The sequence below is a fragment of the Nostoc sp. DedQUE04 genome, from assembly GCF_034530995.1.
Taxonomy (GTDB): Bacteria; Cyanobacteriota; Cyanobacteriia; order Cyanobacteriales; family Nostocaceae; genus Nostoc.
In genome coordinates this window covers 110,146-129,897 of the sequence record NZ_JAVRCA010000013.1, presented here as the reverse complement: position 1 = coordinate 129,897, position 19,752 = coordinate 110,146, and the positions used below count along the sequence as shown (strand labels likewise).

The 19,752-nt window shown below is 40.8% G+C and carries 20 protein-coding genes; 12 read left to right on the top strand and 8 right to left on the bottom strand.

The window, feature by feature from the left end:
* Positions 1-78 precede the first annotated feature (78 nt).
* Both RM049_RS12080 and RM049_RS12075 read left to right on the top strand, forming a co-directional pair.
* Positions 79-1,623, top strand: a complete 1,545-nt coding sequence (locus RM049_RS12080; protein ID WP_322704327.1) for a hypothetical protein — start codon at positions 79-81, stop codon at positions 1,621-1,623.
* 320 nt (positions 1,624-1,943) lie between these two features.
* Positions 1,944-2,135, top strand: coding sequence for a hypothetical protein (locus tag RM049_RS12075; RefSeq protein WP_292774856.1), 192 nt, complete (start codon positions 1,944-1,946; stop codon positions 2,133-2,135).
* A 186-nt stretch (positions 2,136-2,321) separates the two neighbouring features.
* Here the strand turns inward: RM049_RS12075 and RM049_RS12070 are convergent, their stop codons facing one another.
* The 6 genes from RM049_RS12070 to RM049_RS12045 all read right to left on the bottom strand — a co-directional run bounded on the left by RM049_RS12070 (position 2,322) and on the right by RM049_RS12045 (position 6,664).
* Entirely contained in the window at positions 2,322-2,726 is a 405-nt protein-coding gene (locus tag RM049_RS12070; protein ID WP_322672272.1) for a hypothetical protein, read from the bottom strand.
* A 495-nt stretch (positions 2,727-3,221) separates the two neighbouring features.
* Positions 3,222-3,995 carry a 1-(5-phosphoribosyl)-5-[(5-phosphoribosylamino)methylideneamino]imidazole-4-carboxamide isomerase gene (hisA, locus tag RM049_RS12065; protein WP_322699883.1) on the bottom strand — a complete coding sequence of 258 codons (774 nt, stop codon included), beginning with the start codon at positions 3,993-3,995 and terminating at the stop codon, positions 3,222-3,224.
* A gap of 97 nt (positions 3,996-4,092) precedes the next feature.
* Positions 4,093-4,389 carry a DUF3593 domain-containing protein gene (locus RM049_RS12060; RefSeq protein ID WP_322704326.1) on the bottom strand — a complete coding sequence of 99 codons (297 nt, stop codon included), beginning with the start codon at positions 4,387-4,389 and terminating at the stop codon, positions 4,093-4,095.
* Positions 4,386-4,721, bottom strand: coding sequence for a DUF2499 domain-containing protein (locus tag RM049_RS12055; RefSeq protein WP_322704325.1), 336 nt, complete (start codon positions 4,719-4,721; stop codon positions 4,386-4,388). Before RM049_RS12055 ends, RM049_RS12060 begins: the two co-directional genes overlap by 4 nt.
* 121 nt (positions 4,722-4,842) lie before the next feature.
* The gene (locus RM049_RS12050) at positions 4,843-5,841 is read right to left on the bottom strand and encodes a glycosyltransferase family 2 protein (protein WP_322704324.1); all 999 of its coding nucleotides are present in this window, start codon (positions 5,839-5,841) and stop codon (positions 4,843-4,845) included.
* A 112-nt stretch (positions 5,842-5,953) separates the two neighbouring features.
* Positions 5,954-6,664 carry a TVP38/TMEM64 family protein gene (locus tag RM049_RS12045; RefSeq protein WP_322704323.1) on the bottom strand — a complete coding sequence of 237 codons (711 nt, stop codon included), beginning with the start codon at positions 6,662-6,664 and terminating at the stop codon, positions 5,954-5,956.
* A gap of 456 nt (positions 6,665-7,120) precedes the next feature.
* Between RM049_RS12045 and csaB the strand changes: the two genes are divergently transcribed.
* Positions 7,121-8,167 (top strand): polysaccharide pyruvyl transferase CsaB, encoded by a 1,047-nt coding sequence (gene csaB, locus RM049_RS12040; protein WP_322704322.1) that lies wholly within the window; start codon positions 7,121-7,123, stop codon positions 8,165-8,167.
* 25 nt (positions 8,168-8,192) lie between these two features.
* On the top strand, positions 8,193-8,645 hold the full coding sequence (locus RM049_RS12035; protein WP_322704321.1) for a retroviral-like aspartic protease family protein: 453 nt from the start codon (positions 8,193-8,195) through the stop codon (positions 8,643-8,645).
* Between the two features lies 1 nt (position 8,646).
* Here RM049_RS12035 and pgeF read toward each other — a convergent pair whose 3' ends face one another.
* Complete coding sequence (gene pgeF / locus RM049_RS12030) at positions 8,647-9,432, bottom strand: peptidoglycan editing factor PgeF (RefSeq protein ID WP_322704320.1); 786 nt, start codon at positions 9,430-9,432, stop codon at positions 8,647-8,649.
* A 78-nt stretch (positions 9,433-9,510) separates the two neighbouring features.
* On the opposite strand from pgeF, the gene RM049_RS12025 reads away from it, so the two are divergent.
* Both RM049_RS12025 and RM049_RS12020 read left to right on the top strand, forming a co-directional pair.
* Positions 9,511-10,329 carry a biotin--[acetyl-CoA-carboxylase] ligase gene (locus tag RM049_RS12025; protein ID WP_322704319.1) on the top strand — a complete coding sequence of 273 codons (819 nt, stop codon included), beginning with the start codon at positions 9,511-9,513 and terminating at the stop codon, positions 10,327-10,329.
* Positions 10,330-10,419: 90 nt separating this feature from the next.
* Positions 10,420-12,012 carry a peptidoglycan DD-metalloendopeptidase family protein gene (locus RM049_RS12020; protein WP_322704318.1) on the top strand — a complete coding sequence of 531 codons (1,593 nt, stop codon included), beginning with the start codon at positions 10,420-10,422 and terminating at the stop codon, positions 12,010-12,012.
* Positions 12,013-12,097: 85 nt separating this feature from the next.
* Here RM049_RS12020 and RM049_RS12015 read toward each other — a convergent pair whose 3' ends face one another.
* Positions 12,098-12,778 carry a riboflavin synthase gene (locus RM049_RS12015; RefSeq protein ID WP_322704317.1) on the bottom strand — a complete coding sequence of 227 codons (681 nt, stop codon included), beginning with the start codon at positions 12,776-12,778 and terminating at the stop codon, positions 12,098-12,100.
* Positions 12,779-13,118: 340 nt separating this feature from the next.
* Between RM049_RS12015 and RM049_RS12010 the strand changes: the two genes are divergently transcribed.
* From RM049_RS12010 to RM049_RS11985, 6 genes are all read left to right on the top strand, one after another.
* On the top strand, positions 13,119-13,616 hold the full coding sequence (locus RM049_RS12010; protein WP_322672260.1) for a bifunctional nuclease family protein: 498 nt from the start codon (positions 13,119-13,121) through the stop codon (positions 13,614-13,616).
* Between the two features lie 181 nt (positions 13,617-13,797).
* Positions 13,798-14,928, top strand: a complete 1,131-nt coding sequence (locus RM049_RS12005) for an aldo/keto reductase (RefSeq protein ID WP_322704316.1) — start codon at positions 13,798-13,800, stop codon at positions 14,926-14,928.
* A gap of 242 nt (positions 14,929-15,170) precedes the next feature.
* Positions 15,171-16,928: an ABC transporter ATP-binding protein gene (locus RM049_RS12000; RefSeq protein ID WP_322704315.1), complete on the top strand. Its 1,758-nt coding sequence runs from the start codon at positions 15,171-15,173 to the stop codon at positions 16,926-16,928.
* A 171-nt stretch (positions 16,929-17,099) separates the two neighbouring features.
* Positions 17,100-17,717, top strand: a complete 618-nt coding sequence (locus RM049_RS11995) for a Uma2 family endonuclease (RefSeq protein ID WP_322704314.1) — start codon at positions 17,100-17,102, stop codon at positions 17,715-17,717.
* A gap of 116 nt (positions 17,718-17,833) precedes the next feature.
* Positions 17,834-18,895 (top strand): ParA family protein, encoded by a 1,062-nt coding sequence (locus tag RM049_RS11990; RefSeq protein ID WP_322704313.1) that lies wholly within the window; start codon positions 17,834-17,836, stop codon positions 18,893-18,895.
* Positions 18,879-19,628 (top strand): HEPN domain-containing protein, encoded by a 750-nt coding sequence (locus tag RM049_RS11985; protein ID WP_322704312.1) that lies wholly within the window; start codon positions 18,879-18,881, stop codon positions 19,626-19,628. The genes RM049_RS11990 and RM049_RS11985 overlap by 17 nt, the downstream gene beginning before the upstream one ends.
* Positions 19,629-19,752: the final 124 nt, after the last annotated feature.

Here is a 19,752-nt window from a genome sequence, read left to right as displayed (position 1 = left end):
AGAATCAGAAGAATATCTGATAATAATCGCATTTATAGCAATCTTGCCGATCCAAACAAATTGGATTCTGAACTAACAATGTTAAACAATAAAATTAGCAAATATACTTCAAAATTACCTTTTAATTCTCCTTGGTTTATTATTCTTCTTTTTTCTTTTCTTGGTTTAATAGGTATTCTTAATCATTCCATGTGGCGAGATGAACTAAATCCCTGGCTGATTGTCAGAGATAGTGAATCGTTCGGGGATTTAATTGCAAATATTCATTATGAAGGTCATCCTGTTCTATGGTATTTTTCTCTGGCAATTCTGAGAAAAATAGTCGATTCTCCTATTATTATGCAAATTTTCCATTTGACAATTACTGTTGTTTCCGTTACACTTTTTTGCCTATATAGCCCTTTTAACTATCAACAAAAATTTTTATTTTCTTTTGGCTTCTTTCCTTTTTACGAATATCTTTTAATTTCTCGAAACTATGCCTTTAGTATGTTATTTGTTTTTGCATTTTGTACAGTTTTTGCATCTAGAAAAATAACTTATGCTTATTTGGCAATTCTATTGGGTTTACTAGCAAATAGTAGTGCTTATGGTTTACTAGTATCATTTTCTTTATTATTAACTTTGCTGGTTGAATTTTGTTTTGATAGCGAACATCGACAGCACTATTTTAGTCAAACCAAAAAGTACGACTTATTTTTAAGTATTTTAATTATCATATTATCTTTCATTTTATCCATTTATATTATTACTCCTCCAATAGATAGTTATCTTCACGGTGGGTTAAATAATGGTTGGCTAACAGAATTAGATATCCGTCATTTGTTAAGAAGTGTTGGCAGAATATTTGGTAGTTATTTATTAATTATTCCTACACATAAAAGATGGCTGGATTTAATTGTTTGTGCGACAATTGCTTTATTTATTGTAGTTTTAACTTTAATAAAATTATCTGAAAAGCCAGTTATTTTCTTTTTCTACATGATAGGAAATTGTATATTATTTGCCTTTACATACTTGAGATTTATAGGTATGCCACGGCATTTTGGACATTTTTATTTAGTTTTGATAGCAGCTTTATGGCTGGGAAGTTATTATCAAAAGTCTATATTTTTACTTAATAAAATCTCTATTTCTGCACGTTCAATTACATTTATTCACAAATGGCATTATCTGGTTTTGATGCTCATTCTTTATGTCCAGTTTGGGGGAGGAATTTATAGTTTTTCAAGAGATTTAGTTATACCATTTTCTGCTAGTCGCGAAACAGCCCAATATATTCACAAATCTGGATTAAATAATGAGTTTATTGTTGCCAGTCGAGATGCGAACATGGCTCCTTTATCGGGTTATCTGAATCGAAAGTTTTACTATCCAGAAATTGCAAAAATGGGAAGCTTTACTTTATTTAAAAAAGGTCGTCAAGAAGTGGAACAAGCAGAGATATTAAGCCAGGTTAATTCTCTACTTCAAAATCAAGATGAGCGAAAGAAACTTTTGCTGATTTTAAATAAAAAACTGAATGTCAACCGCAATGATTTGAAAATTGTTCCGATTAAAGATTTTCAGAGAGGCTGGGTGGATAATGAAAGATATTATCTTTATTGGGTAGATGAAGTATAAAAATAATGCACCACAGAACTTTGTAGTTTAATATGGTATAGACTTTTTTGTACTAAAGGATCGGCATTTACATTTGAATGTGTCGCCAAAACACCTCAAAAATAACGCTTTTGCATCCTTTGACTAGCTTGCCACCGCTGATAACTAGCTGGGATGCGTGAGGCTAATCTACACTGGAATAAGAGAATGTGTGTTTAACTGGCTTATATATCCAAAACTGGGGAGTTTTGTCATACCTTCTCGGTGTTCCTTATGAGGTGATTACCTCGTGTGTTAAAACTTAACTTAAATTCTGTCAGTTACTAACGGAGTTGATGGGAATGAGTACCTTAATTTTTATTGGCTTGATAGGAGTTTACGGAGGCGGCGCTTGGAAATTTTGGAATGGGTTTGGACGGACTAATTTTAATCCAACTTTGACTAATCGGATTGGTTTATCTTTGCTATGGCCAGCTTTGTTTATTACAAATCAGTCTTATCGTCGAAACTTTAGAAAGGCGTTGAAGGGCTAGGGATTACTATTAAACCTAACGTCATCCAATCCTGACGGTGGTATATATCTCAAATAAATCTAACCTACAACCTCGCTCCCCTACTAGGGAAGCGAGGTTAGGTTTGCTCCTTTTACGAAAGAGAGCAATTAGGGAGGGATAAGTTCGTTAACCGTTGGAAAATATTTCAGCTGATAAATTTACCAATTATTTACCGTTGGTTAATAGATGGATTGCTCCACCAACAGCTGCACCATCAATAGCATTGCCAAGAGTATCTCTTTTATCGCCAGTAATTACACCAGTCAATGCACTAGCCCCTGCACCGACTCCGACATCTTGAGCAGCGTTCCGGTGACGGCGATTGCGAGTATTTCTCAAACCATTTGCGCCATTGACGGCTGCACCAGTGACACCACCTTTAACAGCATTCCCTAATACACTGCCATTTCCCCTAACAGCTCCGGTTACGACGTTGGTAACAGCCCCAATACCTGCATCTCTTAATACTTGGTCATCAGCAGCAGCGGGTTTGGCGGGAACTAAGGTTACACCAGCTAAACTTGCAGCCATGAGGCTGGGTAAAAGTGCGCGTTTTAGGATTTTATTCATTGTGTTACCTTCTCAAAACATCAAACAATTTTTTAAAAACCAAAGTTACTAGAGTCTGATAAAATTTAAATTTTTATCTCGAATCACAGCAACTATATTGTTTGAGAACACATTCATTATTGCATTTGCAAAGTTATAACTGCATCTACTGAAAGCATTAATATAAATTCAGTCTAGAGAAGGCCTTACTGATTTTTTAAATCATACAAGGGATTACATCTTGACAAAATCGATCAAATATGAATTTAGATTTTTTCCAATTAACAAGGGATTTGTAATCATAAATAATGTAGGGTTTACCTTATCTATCTAAAGATAGTTGTCAAAATAATTAAACTAATATCAATTCAATTAATGATTGCAATACATTCTTGGTTAAAGACGCGATTCATCGCGTCTCTACAAGATGGTCTATTTGTCGCATCCTTGATTATCTATCCCACGAGCGCAACCAGGGTAATTCTAGATTTTGATAGCGAACTTGCCAAGAAAATGTCAAGCAAAGGTAGAAAAACCGAGATTGGGTGGAATATCCTGAATTCGCCCCGGCCCGATCGCTCGTAATGCTTCTTTGAGTAAAATATCCCCAGTATACAAGGCACGTCCGACAATTACGCCAGTCACGCCTTGAGGTTCTAACGCCAACAAACTCAACAAGTCGGTGACAGAACTTACCCCGCCAGAAGCAATTATCGGGATGGAAATTGCTGCTGCAAGTTCTCGCAAAGCTTCTAAATTTGGCCCTGTAAGTGTACCATCCCGGTGGATATCTGTGTAAATTATGGCGGCTGCGCCCAATTCTTGCATTTGTACAGCCAGTTGAGTGGCTAAAACTTCTGAGGTTTCTAACCAGCCGCGAGTTGCTACTCGACCATTACGGGCATCAATACCGATAATAATCTGTTCGGGAAATTCTTGGCAGAGTTCTTGGACTAACTGGGGTTGTTCTACGGCAATGGTTCCGAGAATTGCCCACTGTATGCCTAGATTAAATACTTGTTGTACACTGGTGCGATCGCGCAATCCTCCACCAATTTCAATGGGTACTGACACTGCTTGAGCGATCGCTTCAATTGCCCCCAGGTTTACTACTTTACCTGCTTTGGCACCGTCTAAATCAACTATATGCAATCTAGTAGCACCTTCATCTACCCACTGTTTGGCAACATCAGCGGGATTTTCGCTAAAAACTTGCGAGCGATCGTAGTCTCCCTGATACAGTCGCACACAGTGACCTTCTAGTAAATCAATCGCTGGAATTACGTCCATTTACTTCTTCCTCATAACTTATTGCAATCAAACACTAAGTCGTCCTTTGTCCTTAGTCCTTGGTCATTTGTATTTACAAAGGACTAATGACTAATGACTAATGACTTTTCATTTGTAATTGCCTTACAGCTTGCCCAAAACCCAGCACAAGCAAGATGTTAGAAAGCGTCAAAAATAGTTCTGCACCACCGTGCAACCAATCTACATTGGCTAAAGACTCGCCATAATGCAATACAGCATAAATCCCCGCCGGGATGGTAATGGCAACAAAGACGAGAGTGCCGTAAAATCCATACAGCGCCAAACGCGGCATTTGCGGACTGCGGCTGATAAACCACAAGAAACCCAAATAGGGAAACAGTGAAAGTGCAAACAGGGTTTCTTTAGAAATCATTGCTCTGATTTGATAGGGTTTGATTCAACAGTGTTAACAGATTTGGTAGAACGCCAAATCAAATACGCTGCCGCCCAAAGTGTAAAATTACCAACTAAAGTCATGGTAGCTTGAAGCGTTACCAGCCATTCCAGAGATTCGGCGTTGTCGAAATAATGCCAGGTACAAGCACACATAGCGCTGACTAAAGCTGGTAACATCGCCAGGGATAATCCCCACCAGCTGCGGTTATTAGTCAGTTCGCCGTAAGTCCAGATTAACCAAATGGCGACAATCCACTCAATAACGCTAGAAACATGAATAATCCAGGTAGGAATCGAAAGGGCGTGCATAAGAAAGTTAGGAGTTGGGAGTTAGGGATTTGAAGTGGAGAGTAGCACTGTCAAGGTGATATATATTGAATTTTATATTTGTTTAAACAAACCTTGATTATGCAACGCCAAATAAAGATTCTTATTTATAAACGTCTTCTAAATTATCTAGTTTGTCAGAATTGCTCGTTGAGTTGAAGGATTTGCGCTCAAAACCACCTACTTCTGACAAAGTGTATAGGGGTCTGGCTTTAACTTCTTCGTAGATGCGCCCTATATATTCACCTAAGATGCCAACACTGACTAACTGCACAGAGCCGAGAAAGAAAATTGCCATTAAAATAATCGTAAACCCAGTTAAAGGCGAATGGGGGACAAAAAGACGCCAATACAAGACTAATAAAGCCATGAAGATGGCCGCCGCTGCTGCTACTAAGCCTAAGTAGGTTGATAACCGCAGTGGCACTATTGAAAAAGACACTAGACCATTGATAGCAAGGGCTAAGGATTTGCTAAAAGTGTATTTAACTTTCCCAGCAAAGCGGGGGTTGCGCTCGAACTGAATTGCTGTTTGCTGAAAGCCAACCCAAGAACGCAAACCACGAATATAGCGGTTACGTTCTGGCATAGAATTGAGAATATCTACAATCTGCCGATCCATTAGACAAAAATCACCAGTATCAGTAGGAATCTCTACATCTGCAAGCTTCTTAAGGATACGATAAAAGAAATAGGCAGTAAAACGCTTAAACCATCTTTCTTTAAGGCGTTGAGTGCGTTGAGCGTAGACGACTTGATAGCCCTGTCGCCATTTTTCAACCATGTCGGGGATTAGTTCTGGTGGGTCTTGTAAGTCTGCATCAAGGATGACAATAACTTGACCGCGGACAAAATTAAGACCAGCAGTTACGGCAATTTGATGACCAAAGTTACGAGCAAAGCTCAGATAGCAAATGCGTGGGTCTTTTTGATGGAGGTCTCGTAATAATTGTAGGGAGCGATCGCGGCTACCATCATTGATTAAAATTAATTCGACAAGCCCATCCATCCGATTCATTACTGCATTCAGTCTGCGGTATAGTTCTGGAATAATTTCTTCTTCGTTATAAATTGGAACAATGAATGAATACTTTGGTAACATCTAAAAATATTGTTTATTTTTTTTTACAGCCAAGATAACAGGCTGCCTGCGATCGAAAAGGTGTGGTTCACAGTATACCTAGTAACACTTAAGTTTCATTCTTATACTTTATTTATTTATTCTTCGGATTTATGTTATCTGAAGAGTCTGATTTTTTCAGCCTTTCTACAGCTTTTTTGGGAAAAGTTCGACGATGGCGATACCAAGTAGACCCTGCTACCAGGGTTCCAGTTAAGCCTAATGCAAGTATTAACGGCAAAAAATCGCCTGTATTCACTGCCTTCAGACCAGAACTACCTAGTAGTACAAAAGGTAAAACACTAGGAACAGTACCAAGTGTTGTACCTAGAACATAATCTTTAAAACCGATTGAAGTCAGTCCTGCGGCAAAGTTGACCAAGCCATAGGGCATGATTGGTACTAATCGGATGGCAAACATATAAAAAAGCCCTCCACGACGCACCTCAGCATCCATAGCTTGCCAGCGTCCTGCTAGTCGTTTTGCAACTGCTTTGCGTCCAATAGTTCGAGTAAAAACAAAGGCAATTATTGCCGCAATGACTGCTCCAACACTAGTCCAGACAGTACCCAGCCAAGGGCCAAAAATGGCACCTCCAGTCAAATTTAGTACCGTTGAGGGCAAAACTAACATGGTTGCCACAACGTACAAAGCAATATAAATAATAGGTGCCCAGATACCAGAAGATTTCAGCAAAGCTTGAATTTGTACTGGTTCAATGCCGCCAAGAAGATATACGGTTATACCAGTTGCAATTATGCAACTCAGCGTGAGTAGCAAAATACCAGTTTTCAAGTTCCACATTAGAACTTTACTCCTACTTTTTGTATAACAAAACCATCTTTTGAAAATTTAAATCCTTGTATAGAGGCGAAATTTAGAGTTTCTACAAGGATTTTTTACTAGATGTCTATTGTATTAGCTAGTTTTAAAGAGAAGCGATCATAACCTTTATTCAAGTATAAAAGTATCTAAGCACAGATCGAGAAACTGCAAGGTAGAAAGACTTTTGTCGATGAAACCGGAAATGAACACTTCGGAATCGAAAAAATGTAAGTAATCATAGCGGCTTATCCTGCTTCAGACAAGTCTGCTATGGATAGCTGTGACAGTAATTCTCTGATGATTTGCCAATGAATGTCCTAAGTTGTTTAACCACTGCTATAGAACTTGGGAATGAGTTTACCATCTATATGAGGGGCAGAGATTCATTTAACAATAGCTATTAATTAATCCAAAATCCAAAATCCAAAATCTAAAATGGTCAACATACGGGCATTATTGTCTGGATATTACGGTAAAGGTAATGGTGGTGACGAAGCTTTATTGGCAACGCTTTTGCAAATGTTGCCATCTCACGTAACGCCTGTGGTGCTTTCTGGTAATCCAAAAGAAACCCGCGATCGCTACAATGTAGAAACCTACGATCGCATGGCTCCCTTAGATGTACTGCAAGCTTTACGCTCAAGTGATGCCTTAATTTGGGGCGGCGGGAGTCTGATTCAAGATGTTACCAGTACCATCAGCCCATTTTATTATGGGGGACTGATGGCATTGGCGCAGAAAATGGGTTTGAAAACTGTTGCTTGGGCGCAGGGTATTGGCCCGTTAGTGCGTCCGCAAACTCGTTGGTTGGCACGGCAAACCTTTAGTAATTGTACCAAAGTTAGTGTACGCGATCGCGCCAGTGCCGCTTTATTATCTGACTGGCAAATTCCTTGTATTATAGCTCCTGACCCGGTTTGGGCGTTGGAATCTCAACCAGTTCCAGGACTTTGGGATTTACCTGCACCGAGAGTTGCGGTAACGTTGCGATCGCATCCCGAACTTACAGAAATACGTTTAGCAAACTTAACTCGTGCTTTGGTTGACTTTCAAAAAGCTACGCAGGCTTTTATTTTATTACTGCCGTTTCAAAAAAGTGAAGATTTAAGTATTGCCGAAGCTATTCAACCACACCTTAAAGATGTCAGTCAGATTTTATGTCTGGAAGATCCGCAACTTTTAAAAGGTGTGTTTCGCGGCGTTGAAATGGCGATTGGGATGCGTTTGCACAGTTTAATTATGGCTGCATCTGTTGGTTGTCGCTGCTTTGCTCTCAGTTATGACCCTAAAGTAAATCGTCTCATGGAAGACTTAGAAATGCCTGGGTGGGATTTAGCAAGTTTACCAGATAACCCCAATTTTATTGGTCTGACTTGGATGGAGCATTACGCCAATGGCGATCCTTTATCATCAGAAAAAATCCAATCTTTGGTGGATGGTGCTTTACTGCACTGCGAGTTGTTGAGTGAAGCTTTGAGTTAAAGAATTTCTCAAAATTACACAGATTATGGTAAAAGTCAATCGTGCCAATTCTGCCAGCAATCAACCTATGGGTGCAGTTCGAGTCCAAGTCAAGCTCACCAATGCCATTGATGAAGCCCTTGTCAACCGAGGAATGCTAAATCCAAATATGCTGCGGGTGTATGAAACAGAAGCATTAGTGGACACAGGGGCAGTACGTACTGTGCTACCCATGTCTATTGTCCAGCAACTTGGTTTGAGAATTCGAGGACAGCAGATTGCTCAATACGCCAATGGTAGTGAAGAATCTATAGGAGTAACTGAACCCGTAATTATTGAATTGGCAGGACGGGAAACTACCGAAGCCACATTAGTTACAGGGAATATAGTTCTGCTTGGACAGACGGTTTTAGAAACGCTGGATTTACTGGTGGACTGTAGAAATCAACGACTTATCCCGAATCCTGAACATCCTAACTATCCTGTAATGAGAATATAGGCTAGTCACTCGTTTTCTTGCTAACAATCCCTGACCATTGAACTTTTTTCTCTTTCTCTCGACGATAAGAAAAGAAATGCTCTGGAGTTTGGAAAGTACAATAAGGTGCGATCGCAATTTGTTCTGCACCAATTCCTATATTTTCCAGTTGTAAGGTATTGACTCGCCGCACATCTAACCGTACCTTGCCAGGATTAGGATCTTCTAGCAAAGGTGAATTTGGTAACTCATGTAATGCAGTTACAATTTTTTCTTCGTCATTCTGTGATATAATGCTAGCCCCAATTTCGGCAGCCACTTCAATCGAGACTTGGTAAACCTCACCAGCGATCGCTGGGCCCATCGCAATCCTCAAATCATCAAGTTTGCTGCCTTGAGATTGTAATCGAGCGATCGCCAAGGGAACAATCTTTTTAGCAGTCCCCCGCCAGCCTGCGTGTAATGCCGCCACCCGTCCAGTTTGCACATCCCCAATCAACACGGGTGTACAATCTGCGCTAGCTACCCAAACCGCTTGTAGAGGTTGTTCGCTGATTAAACCATCTGCCGATGCGAAATCTTCCTGTGCAGAGTTTAAGAAGCTTTCAACTTCTTGGGGGGTGAGAACAGTATTGCCATGAACCTGCTTTAAGCGATAGACTAATGCCTCTGGTTGCAATACTTCTGTGATAACTTGTGGCGATCGCGGCCAAAACTGCTGGGTAAAGAAGCCGTGGTGCCAACGTTCCAGAATACTACAAGTTAGATAGGGGAGTCCTTCCCAATTGTGCCAGTGCCAAGTGTGCATCTTCAACCAAACCTAAACGGAAAATCACTCATCAGCCAATCAATGCTAACTTGAACAACGGAATTTGGGTTAACTGCTGTGGGATTTAATCTGCAAAACTTGGAAGCAGCCTTGCAAACAGGGCGTAAGCATACATATTTACCATTTTCTCTTCACTTTTTTGAAAGCGTCTCCTCAACTAACGAAACCCTCTGGAACTTACTCAACCAAGGGGCTATTTCAGGGACAGTAGTAATCGCAACTGAGCAATCTGCTGGGCGGGGACAATGGGGCCGCCAGTGGATTTCTCCGGCTGGGGGATTATATATTTCCGTGGCGATTTCTTTCGACCACAAAATAGAAGCTACTGACAGCTATCAGCTAACTTTCGCTACTGCTTGGGGAATTGTGTTGCAATTGCGCCAATGCGGTATAGATGTTGGGATAAAATGGCCTAACGATTTAGTTTTAAATGGTCGCAAACTAGGCGGCATTTTGACAGAAACCAAAGTAAACAAAGGACAAATTACCCAAGCAGTAATTGGTGTTGGTATTAACTGGACGAACCCAGTACCAGAAACTGGAATCAATCTGGAATCGTGGCAAGCTTCCCAAGATTTCAGACCAATTTCGTGTCTGGAAATGCTCACCTCTAAAGTCTTGCTGGGAATAGAATCCGGTATAGAGTGCCTTTTTCAAGAAGGAGTAAATATACTCTTGTCTGGCTATCTAGACTTGCTTACAAACATGGGCGATCGGGTGTACGTCAATAATCTTTTAGGTACTGTAGTTGGGGTGACATCTCAAGGAAATTTACGAATTGATTTAGAAACACATGATACAAAGGAATTAATTACACCGGAAATTTATATTGAACCCGGTACAATCAGTTTGGGGTACCATAAATCTTCCGTTTAAATTTGAGGTTTGTTCAAAATTTCGCTCTTTGGGCAAGACAAACCACTAGCATCATCTCTTTAGGCTAATTACACACAACTGAGAGAACAAATGACGCAGCGCAAACATTCTGCCGATCATCGTTTGCATTACTTATGGCAGCAAAGTCTGACAAAAAAACGTTTTGCCTTAACGCTACCAGCTCAGAGCCTCTGTTGGCTGAGTAGCGTTAGCCTCCTTAGCGGTGGCTTCGTGTTTGCCCAAACGGAAACACAAATAGACAACATCGTTCCCACTGTTGAAAGTTCTCAACCAACAGCAGTTACAAATCCAGTTAACACTGAGCGAAGTCGAAGTGTTAAAAAACAGGCTGTTGCGTCGCCGGAAGCCGCTCAAGCACAACCGGAATTTTCCCAACGGCGAACCAGACTCAGACAAAGATTAGCCAAGCCAGAAGTTGCTCAATCAAAAGAGCCAGTTAGGCAGTCTACACCCAAAATCGAAGCAGCTGAACCTGTTGTGATTATCAGACAGTCAAAGCCCAAAGTAGAAGCCTCCCAGGTTACTCCTGTCAGGGTGAGACAAGAAAAACCCAATACCCCTGCCCGCTATGCACCTGAAAAACTTCCAGTAGTTGCTCAACCATCAAATAACTCTAACAGCCCTGTCAGTGCAACGGCGGAGAAAACCAAGGATTATAATAACGCTTATATCGATCCTAATAGTTATGACAGTGGTGCAACAGGTACTTATCAAGCACCAAACTCTGTAATTCTTACAGAACGCTCCAGTGGTTGTCGAGCCATTTTGCCGTCAGGGCAAAGTGTATTAGGCGGCGCTTGCGCCAAAGTACCTCAAAGGAGTGTAGCTGATTCTAATAGTAAACCAGCACCTACTTGGCTCAGAAGAAGTCAAAATGCACAATTACCAGTAGTTCCACCCGTGCGGCAGATTGCATCTTCTACTGGCAACACCAGCAGATGGCGTGCTACTCCAACTCAAAGTGGTTCTAGCGGTGTCACTAAGAGCGCATTTAACCCGAATCGGTTTATCCCGACTCCTGCTGAATTCAGCCCCACGAGAGTGAGTGCATCTCCCATTGCACCGAGTGGTGGGACTTTACCGCCACCAATGGCAGATGGCAACATTGCACCCCGCCCCAGCAAGGTGGCTTACGACTTCTCACTGGCATCAGTATTGCCACAAATCCCCTATATGGGGAGAGTCGCCTATAGTGGTACGGGAATGATGTATCCACTATCTATTCCCGCTCCTATTACTTCTTTGTTTGGTTGGCGAATTCATCCAATCACAGGTAATCAACGCTTCCATGCTGGTACAGACTTGGGTGCGCCTACAGGAACACCAGTTTTGGCAGCTGCTGCGGGTCAAGTGGAAACTGCTAATTGGGTAGGTGGTTATGGTTTAACTGTTATCTTAAATCACAAATCTGCTGAACAAACTCTCTACGGTCATATGTCAGAAATCCTTGTTCAACCCGGTCAATGGGTACAGCCTGGAACTGTCATCGGGCGAGTTGGCAGCACCGGAAATTCCACAGGCCCTCACTTGCACTTTGAAGTTCGTCACCTGACACAAGATGGGTGGGTTGCTTCTGACCCAGGCGTGGAATTACAAAGTGCCCTCAGTCAGTTAGTGCGGGGTTTGCAAACCGCTCAGGTTAGTCAAGAACCAGGTAGCTAGAAGAAACTGAGAGGCAGGGGGAGCAGGGGGAGCAGGGGAAGAATAACTAATGCCCCATGCCCCATGCCCAATGCCCAATGCCCAATTATAAATACCCGTGTTCTGCTAAGAATGCGGGTGTAATGCCATCTATACTATTGTCATCACTAGCTCTGGTGTGGGGGTTGCCAGAATAAAGGAATTTTTCGACGTATTTGCCAAGAATATCCCCTTCTAGATTCACCAAACTGCCAGAAACCAAATAGCGAAGATTTGTCTCGCTGTATGTCAGAGGAATTACCGCTACTTTGAATTGGGAGAGTTCTGGCTCATAATCGGCGACTGTGAGACTGATGCCATTGACGGCAATGCTACCTTTAGGGACAATGTACCGTGCGATCGCAACGGAAGCAATAAAGGTCATTTCCCAAGAACTAGCCGTTTGTTCTGCCACTAGCAATCGACCGATGCCGTCTACATGACCCATCACAAAATGACCCCCAACTTTGCTGCCTACCTTTAGCGACGCTTCTAAATTGACATATCTCCTTTGGGTTTGCTCACCTCCCAACGTTGTCCGGCGTAGAGTTTCCGGTGAAGCCGTGGCAATAAACCCGTCTTTTAAAACTTGTTCCACTGTCAGGCAAACACCATCTACAGCAACACTGTCACCATAAGCCAAATCTTGCATAATTACTTCACCCGACTGGCTTACACAAGTAATTTGCCAAGAATCGCCCCCCAAGGGTTCCATCGTTCCTAATGCCTGGATTAATCCTGTAAACACGGCTTTTTTGTTAAACTAACTCTATTTATTGCCTAATTTTGCCTGAAATCAATTGGTAATTATCACAGAAATCTTGAACATCCAAGTATATTTTCTGACTTTTTTTCGCATAGGAATATTAACACATTAGCATCCTTCACAGGGCATACTTGGGTAAGAAGGTTATTCTCTAAGAAGACCAATTTGACTTACTCTGGTTTTCACCACAAGTTCGGAGTTTAATAGAAGCAATTATAGAGAACGAATGCTTATGTTTATTACTGTCACCAAACCGCCTAAAAATGGGTGCTATTTATTACACGGCATCCAAGACTCTCAAAGCATTGTAGAGGCTTAGGCAATGATTGAAATGAAAGTCGCTGGCATAGCATTAGATGCCATAACCCGCAGCCCGATCGTCCTTTTGAAAGATTCTTCAGATCGGCGGGCTTTGCCAATTTACATTGGTCAGGAACAGGCTAGGGCAATTATGGGCGCACTGGAGAATCAGAAGCCTCCCAGACCCTTAACCCACGACCTGATTGTGAATCTTCTAGAGACTTGGAATATGACTCTAGAAAAGGTGATCATTCATTCCCTGCAAAAGGATACATTTTATGCAGCTTTAATTGTCCAGCAAGGCGAAATCAAAAAAGAAATTGATGCGCGTCCTAGCGATGCGATCGCTATTGCCCTCCGTACAAATACTCCCATTTGGGTAATGGAAGAAGTCATTGCTGATGCTTCTATCCCTGTAGATCGCGATGCAGATGAAGCCGAACAGCAAGCCTTTCGTGAATTTATTTCTAATCTCCGTCCTGAAGATTTGATCAAGCGCTTTGGTAATGACGACAGCTAAATTAAAGTTATGAGTTATGAGTTATGAGTTAGGAGTTATGAGTTATTTTGCTTCAACTCTTAACTCGTAAGCAAAAAAAGTTAGGAGCAGAGCCGGAGACGCTCCGCCTCCCGTTAAGAGTTATGATTTACTTCTTTCAACTCCTAACTTATAACTCCTAACTCCTAACTCTTTATTAAAAATGCAATACCGACGCTTTGGAAAAACGAATCTGCGCCTCTCGGTTTTTTCCTTGGGAACGATGCGCTACCTGGCTGATTTTGAAAATGCTCACCAGACCATCGAACAAGCCTTAGCGCTAGGAATTAATCATCTAGAAACCGCCAGAGGTTATGGCAAAAGTGAGGAGTATCTTGGTAGGGCGTTAAAAGCTGGGTTGTCAGTACCCCGAACTAGGCTTTATGTCACTACCAAAATCTCAGCCACAGCAGATGCTGACACCATGCGTCGGTACATCGACGAATCTCTAGAACGATTACAGCTAGATTATTTAGATTGCTTAGGAGTTCATGGTTTGAACACTTGGCAACATTTGGAATGGGTGCAAGCCAAAAATAGCTGTATGCAAGCAGTAGAGGAAGCTGTTGCTGATGGCCGAGTACGACACGTTGGTTTTTCCACTCACGGGTCATTAGAGGTAATTCAGGCAGCAATCAACACAGATTTATTTGAATTTGTCAATCTGCATTATTACTATTTTTTTCAAAGGCACGCACCAGCAATTCAACTAGCTGCCGAAAAGGACATGGGCGTTTTCATTATTTCCCCTGCTGATAAGGGAGGACGACTCTACACACCACCACAAACTCTAAAAGACCTGTGTTATCCGTATTCACCCTTAGAATTGAATTATCGATTTTTACTTGCGGATCGCCGTATTACTACTTTGAGTATAGGGCCAGCTAACCCAAAGGAATTAAGAGAACCTTTGCAAATTGCTGACCATGATGGAGAGTTAACATCAGCAGAAATTTCCACTTTCTGGCGGTTAGAAAATCATCAAAAAATTGCTTTGGAAACTGATAATTGTAGCCAGTGTTATGCTTGTTTGCCTTGTCCAGAAAATATCAATATTCCAGAGATATTGCGGTTACGTAATCTTGCCGTAGCATACGAGATGAAAGACTATGGCCAATATCGTTACGGAATGTTTGAAAATGCAGGTCACTGGTTCCCTGGAATGAAAGGCAACCGTTGTACAGAATGTGGTGACTGTTTGCCTCGCTGTCCAGAAAAGTTAAATATTCCAGCTTTATTAAAAGATACTCACCAAAAATTAAATGGGAAAGCAGGTAGGAGATTGTGGGGATAAAAATGTAAACAGGAGTCAGAATATCCGTTAACTTCAGCATGGTATTCACCACCCAGTCGCATACTCGTCATTCTAGCTCCTGAGTTCTGAGTTCTTTATTGTTAAAATTATATAAAGATTAATAGAGTCAGGAAGATCCGCCCAAGCTGGGGTGTCTCACCAAAAAAAATGAAAATTAAAAAAAAAGAAATATCCTACGTCAATCACTGACGGTTTTCCGTTACAGTGGACGGGCTGTAAGCTTGGTATGGACTACTAGCCGATCGCTTACTATTTTTCTGGCTAGTTTAACTTTAATGGCTGGTCTTTTACCGGCGGCGATATCCTACATTAGTAAGTTAATTGTTGATGCAGTGGTATTTGCATCTCAAGTGAACTCACAAAGCAATGGTTCTGTCAATATTTATCCTTCACTATTTTATGTAGGATTAGAAGCGATCGCTGTAATTTTACTAGCAGGTAGTCAACGGGGAATCACTATTTGTCAGTCGTTATTGCGGGCGCTAATGGGTCAGCGAGTAAATGTACTCATCTTAGAAAAGGCGCTGACACTCGATCTTAGGCAGTTTGAAGACTCAGAATTTTATGACAAATTGACCAATGCCCGACGAGAAGCATCGGTTCGTCCCCTTTCTTTAGTAAACCGCACCTTTGGGTTGGTGCAAAATGCCCTTTCCCTAATTACTTACGGTATTTTGCTAGTAAATTTCTCAGTTTGGGCAGTGGTGGTACTGATTTTGGCAGCTATGCCTGTATTTATTGCCGAAACAAAATTTGCTGGAGAAGCCTTTCGCTTATTTAGTTGGCGTGCGGCAGAAACCCGTCAACAGCACTACTTAGAAAATCTATTAGCAAGAGAAGATTTTGTCACAGAAGTCAAACTCTACCAGTTGGGAGAGATGCTGCTAGGACGTTACCGCAGCCTGTTCGATCAACTATATGGCGAAGACCGCGATTTAACTCTGCGGCGAGGATTGTGGGGATATCTGCTGAGTTTAGTCAGTACTGGTGCTTTTTACCTAGCTTATGCTTGGATTGTGCTGGAAACAGTGTTAGGTAAGATTTCCTTGGGAGATATGACAATGTATCTCACTGTGTTTCGCCAAGGACAATCTACTTTTTCCAATGCCCTCACTTCTATTGGAGGGATGTATGAAGACAACCTATATCTATCAAATCTCTACGATTTTCTGGAAGAAGAAGTACCAAAATCTTGGGGTAAAGCAACCATTGGTTTAAATTCCCAAGATGGTATCCGTTTTGAGAATGTCTCATTTACTTATCCGGGAAGTTCCAAGCCAGCATTGAGAAACATTTCGCTGCATCTCAAACCCAGAGAGAAACTGGCAATTGTGGGTGAAAACGGTTCCGGAAAAACTACCTTAATCAAATTACTTACCCGACTCTACACCCCGGACTCTGGGAGAATTTTCTTAGATGGTTTGGACTTGCAGGAATGGGATGTGGATGTGTTGCGGCGTCGCATTGGTGTGATTTTTCAAAACTTTGTCCGCTACCAGTTCACTGTGGGAGAGAATATTGGCGTGGGCGATGTAGAACATCTTGAAAACAAAATACAGTGGAAAACTGCTGCTGAAAAAGGCATGGCCCAATCTTTTATTGAGCAATTACCTCAAAGCTTTCAGACTCAACTTGGTCGTTGGTTTAAAGGAGGACAAGAACTTTCTGGGGGACAGTGGCAAAAAATTGCTCTTTCTCGTGCTTTTATGCGATCGCAAGCAGATATCTTGGTGTTAGATGAACCAACATCGGCAATAGATGCCCAAGCTGAATTTGAGATTTTCAATCATTTTCGCACGATTACTCAAAATCAGATGGTACTTTTGATTTCCCATCGCTTCTCAACGGTACGAATGGCTGACAAAATTCTAGTTATAGAAAACGGCGAAGTTATAGAACAAGGAACTCACGAAGAATTGTTACAGCTAGGAGGACGTTATGCCAAGTTGTTTCTCTTACAAGCCGCTGGTTATCAATAGGAAAAGAAGCTATCAGACTGTGTGAATTGAGATAGCAATGCCTAGGTTGGGCTGCGCCTACGCTCACTTTGTACAAAGCACATAACATCTTTATCTAACCACGTTAAACTGTTCAGTAAATATGGGTCACTACACACTCCATATCGTTAAACATTGCTACCTGATAAAATTATGCAAATAACAAAACAGCGATACTATACCCCAGAGGAATATTTAGAGTTAGAAGAAGCTGCTGACTACAAAAGTGAATACATTGATGGGCAAATAATTCCTATGGCAGGTGGAACAGTAAATCATAATCAAATAGCACTCAACTTAAGTACTGAGTTAAATTTCGCTTTTAAAAAGCAGAACTACCGGGTTTTTATGGGTGATATCCGTCTATGGATACTCCAAAAGCGTACCTATACCTATCCAGATGTGATGATTCTGGCGGGTGAACCAGAGTTTTTTAACAACCGAAAGGATATAATTCTGAATCCACAGATTATTGTTGAGGTTTTATCAAAATCTACCAAAGGCTACGATCGCGAAGATAAATTTCAAGCTTACCGAACTATTTCCACTTTCCAAGAATACCTATTAATTGACCAAACTCAGATTCATGTAGATCAATTTTCCAAAACCGGGAAAAAGCAATGGACGCTTCGTGAATATGATGAAGAAGATGAAGCGATCGCACTTGTAACCGTACCATTTGAGATTTCTCTACAAGATTTATACAACAAGGTGAAATTTGAGCCTGTTGAGTCGGAAGGCGAAAGTGCTGATGTTGAGGGATTGGGGTAAGGTGCGTTAAATAATTTGCTGTTCTGTAAGCTTTTTAAAAGCTATATTTAAATCATACAGGTTCTAAAATAATACCTGTACTCAAAAAATTTCAGAAGTATCAAAAGTAAAATAAGATGGTTCACAAGATTGCCTTGTTCAATCACAAAGGTGGTGTAAGTAAGACCACAACGACTTTTAACTTAGGTTGGATGCTTGCTTCCAAGGGTAAGAGAGTTATCCTTGTAGATACTGATCCTCAATGTAATCTAACAGGAATAGCTCTAAAAGAAGAAACTGAAGATGACGAAGCAAGGATAGAAAACATTTACAACACACATTCAAATATAAAAACTGGCTTGGCTCCTGCTTTTGAGTCACAGCCACGGGCTATTGAAGCTGTAGATTGTATTCCGATACAAGGACAAGAAGGTTTGTTTTTATTACCTGGTCATGTAGGTTTTGCTGAATACGAAGTAACATTAGGGATTGCGCAGGAACTCAGTGGCTCAATTCAGACACTCAAAAACTTGCCAGGTGCTATTTCTGATCTCTTGGAAAAAACTGCTAAGAAATTTAATGCTGACTATATTCTGATTGATATGAGTCCAAGCTTAGGAGCAATCAACCAGAATTTACTGATGACAAGTGACTTTTTCTTAGTGCCCACAACGGCTGATTTTTTCTCTGTAATGGCAATTGATTCTCTGTCTAGAATTTTATCTAAGTGGTGTGGTTGGGCTAGAATGGCAAGCGTAAACCCTATATTAAAGGAAGCTGCTTATCCATTTCCAGAATTTACCTTGAAATTTTTAGGAACTATAGTTCAGAACTATAGAATTATTAGGGGTAAAGAAACAGCAGCATTTCAAACATGGATAGAAAAAATCGAGGATACAGTAATTGATAAACTAGTACCAATTCTAGATAAAAATGATCTGTTATTACCTAAAGCAGTCTATACTGAACAGGGTATTAATGGTAGTTGTACTCTGACAAAAATTTCTAATTTTAATAGTTTAATTGCTCTGTCACAGCAACATAGTACACCAGTTTATGCACTTACAACCGAACAATTAGGACAAACAGGTATAGTACGCGAAAATAATCAAAGAAAGCAAAAGGAATTTAAAACAACTTTTTCTGACTTAGCAAATAAAATTATTGCATTATCATCCAGTTATGCAGTCAGCGCTTGATCAATTTCGCATTAATATCCAGCGTGTTCGGGATCTGATTGCTCTTCATTCTTCCGTTAAAGCTCAAGCTACTTCTGCTCTGGATCTTTCAGACATTTTACGAGCTGCCTTAGTTTTAACTGTTAGTGCCTTGGATTATTATATCCATGAGGTTGTCACATTGGGTATGCTAGAAATTCATCGAGGACAACGTGCTGAACCAGCATCTTCAGCTAATACCATCCAATCATCCTTTTCGCGTTTTCAAGTTTCCTTGGGAAGCGCTCGTGAGGATAGAAGAATAGCCATAGATATTGCCTCTTGGATAGAGAGTAATATACAGCAGGTTTATGGAGCTAATTTTTTACAGCAGTCTCATACTATTTCTGGTTTAATTCCAGCTATATCAAATAGTATTTTGAACAGATTAAATAATACTTCATGGTTAGAAGACGAAATTCGAGAACGTCTAAGTTATCAAAGCTTTCAGCAGCCCGATAAAATAGCTGATGCAATTAGACAAATTTCGGATAAAAAATTGTGGGATGAAGTTGCTACTAAAATGAGTCAACCTTCTAAAAATATTAAGCAACAACTTGCTTTAATTGTGGATCGCAGAAATAAAATTGCTCATGAAGCAGATATAGATCCCACCCTCAACATAGGCGATCGCTGGTATATCGATGAATCAATGGTTGGTGATACAGTAGATTTTATTGAGCAGGTTGTAGAGAGTATTCATCAAATTTTGTAGCTTTGGGTGGATAAAGGGTACATATTGTTGACTAATTAAGCAAAATAGGCAGGCAATCCTTGTGGAGAGATGAGGACTACGATCGCACCCTCCCTTGTAAACTTAGATATAAATCACTATGGTG

What these genes read in the sequence shown, in the direction of transcription:
- RM049_RS12035 (WP_322704321.1), top strand. Translation starts at nt 8,193, where the DNA reads ATGGTAAAAGTCAATCGTGCCAATTCTGCCAGCAATCAACCTATGGGT.
- RM049_RS11995 (WP_322704314.1), top strand. Translation starts at nt 17,100, where the DNA reads ATGCAAATAACAAAACAGCGATACTATACCCCAGAGGAATATTTAGAG.
- RM049_RS12055 (WP_322704325.1), bottom strand. Translation starts at nt 4,721, where the DNA reads ATGCACGCCCTTTCGATTCCTACCTGGATTATTCATGTTTCTAGCGTT.
- RM049_RS12045 (WP_322704323.1), bottom strand. Translation starts at nt 6,664, where the DNA reads ATGTGGAACTTGAAAACTGGTATTTTGCTACTCACGCTGAGTTGCATA.
- RM049_RS12060 (WP_322704326.1), bottom strand. Translation starts at nt 4,389, where the DNA reads ATGATTTCTAAAGAAACCCTGTTTGCACTTTCACTGTTTCCCTATTTG.
- csaB (WP_322704322.1), top strand. Translation starts at nt 7,121, where the DNA reads ATGGTCAACATACGGGCATTATTGTCTGGATATTACGGTAAAGGTAAT.
- RM049_RS11990 (WP_322704313.1), top strand. Translation starts at nt 17,834, where the DNA reads ATGGTTCACAAGATTGCCTTGTTCAATCACAAAGGTGGTGTAAGTAAG.
- RM049_RS12005 (WP_322704316.1), top strand. Translation starts at nt 13,798, where the DNA reads ATGCAATACCGACGCTTTGGAAAAACGAATCTGCGCCTCTCGGTTTTT.
- RM049_RS12020 (WP_322704318.1), top strand. Translation starts at nt 10,420, where the DNA reads ATGACGCAGCGCAAACATTCTGCCGATCATCGTTTGCATTACTTATGG.
- RM049_RS12050 (WP_322704324.1), bottom strand. Translation starts at nt 5,841, where the DNA reads ATGTTACCAAAGTATTCATTCATTGTTCCAATTTATAACGAAGAAGAA.
- RM049_RS12010 (WP_322672260.1), top strand. Translation starts at nt 13,119, where the DNA reads ATGATTGAAATGAAAGTCGCTGGCATAGCATTAGATGCCATAACCCGC.
- RM049_RS12075 (WP_292774856.1), top strand. Translation starts at nt 1,944, where the DNA reads ATGAGTACCTTAATTTTTATTGGCTTGATAGGAGTTTACGGAGGCGGC.
- RM049_RS12080 (WP_322704327.1), top strand. Translation starts at nt 79, where the DNA reads ATGTTAAACAATAAAATTAGCAAATATACTTCAAAATTACCTTTTAAT.
- pgeF (WP_322704320.1), bottom strand. Translation starts at nt 9,432, where the DNA reads ATGCACACTTGGCACTGGCACAATTGGGAAGGACTCCCCTATCTAACT.
- hisA (WP_322699883.1), bottom strand. Translation starts at nt 3,995, where the DNA reads ATGGACGTAATTCCAGCGATTGATTTACTAGAAGGTCACTGTGTGCGA.
- RM049_RS12070 (WP_322672272.1), bottom strand. Translation starts at nt 2,726, where the DNA reads ATGAATAAAATCCTAAAACGCGCACTTTTACCCAGCCTCATGGCTGCA.
- RM049_RS11985 (WP_322704312.1), top strand. Translation starts at nt 18,879, where the DNA reads ATGCAGTCAGCGCTTGATCAATTTCGCATTAATATCCAGCGTGTTCGG.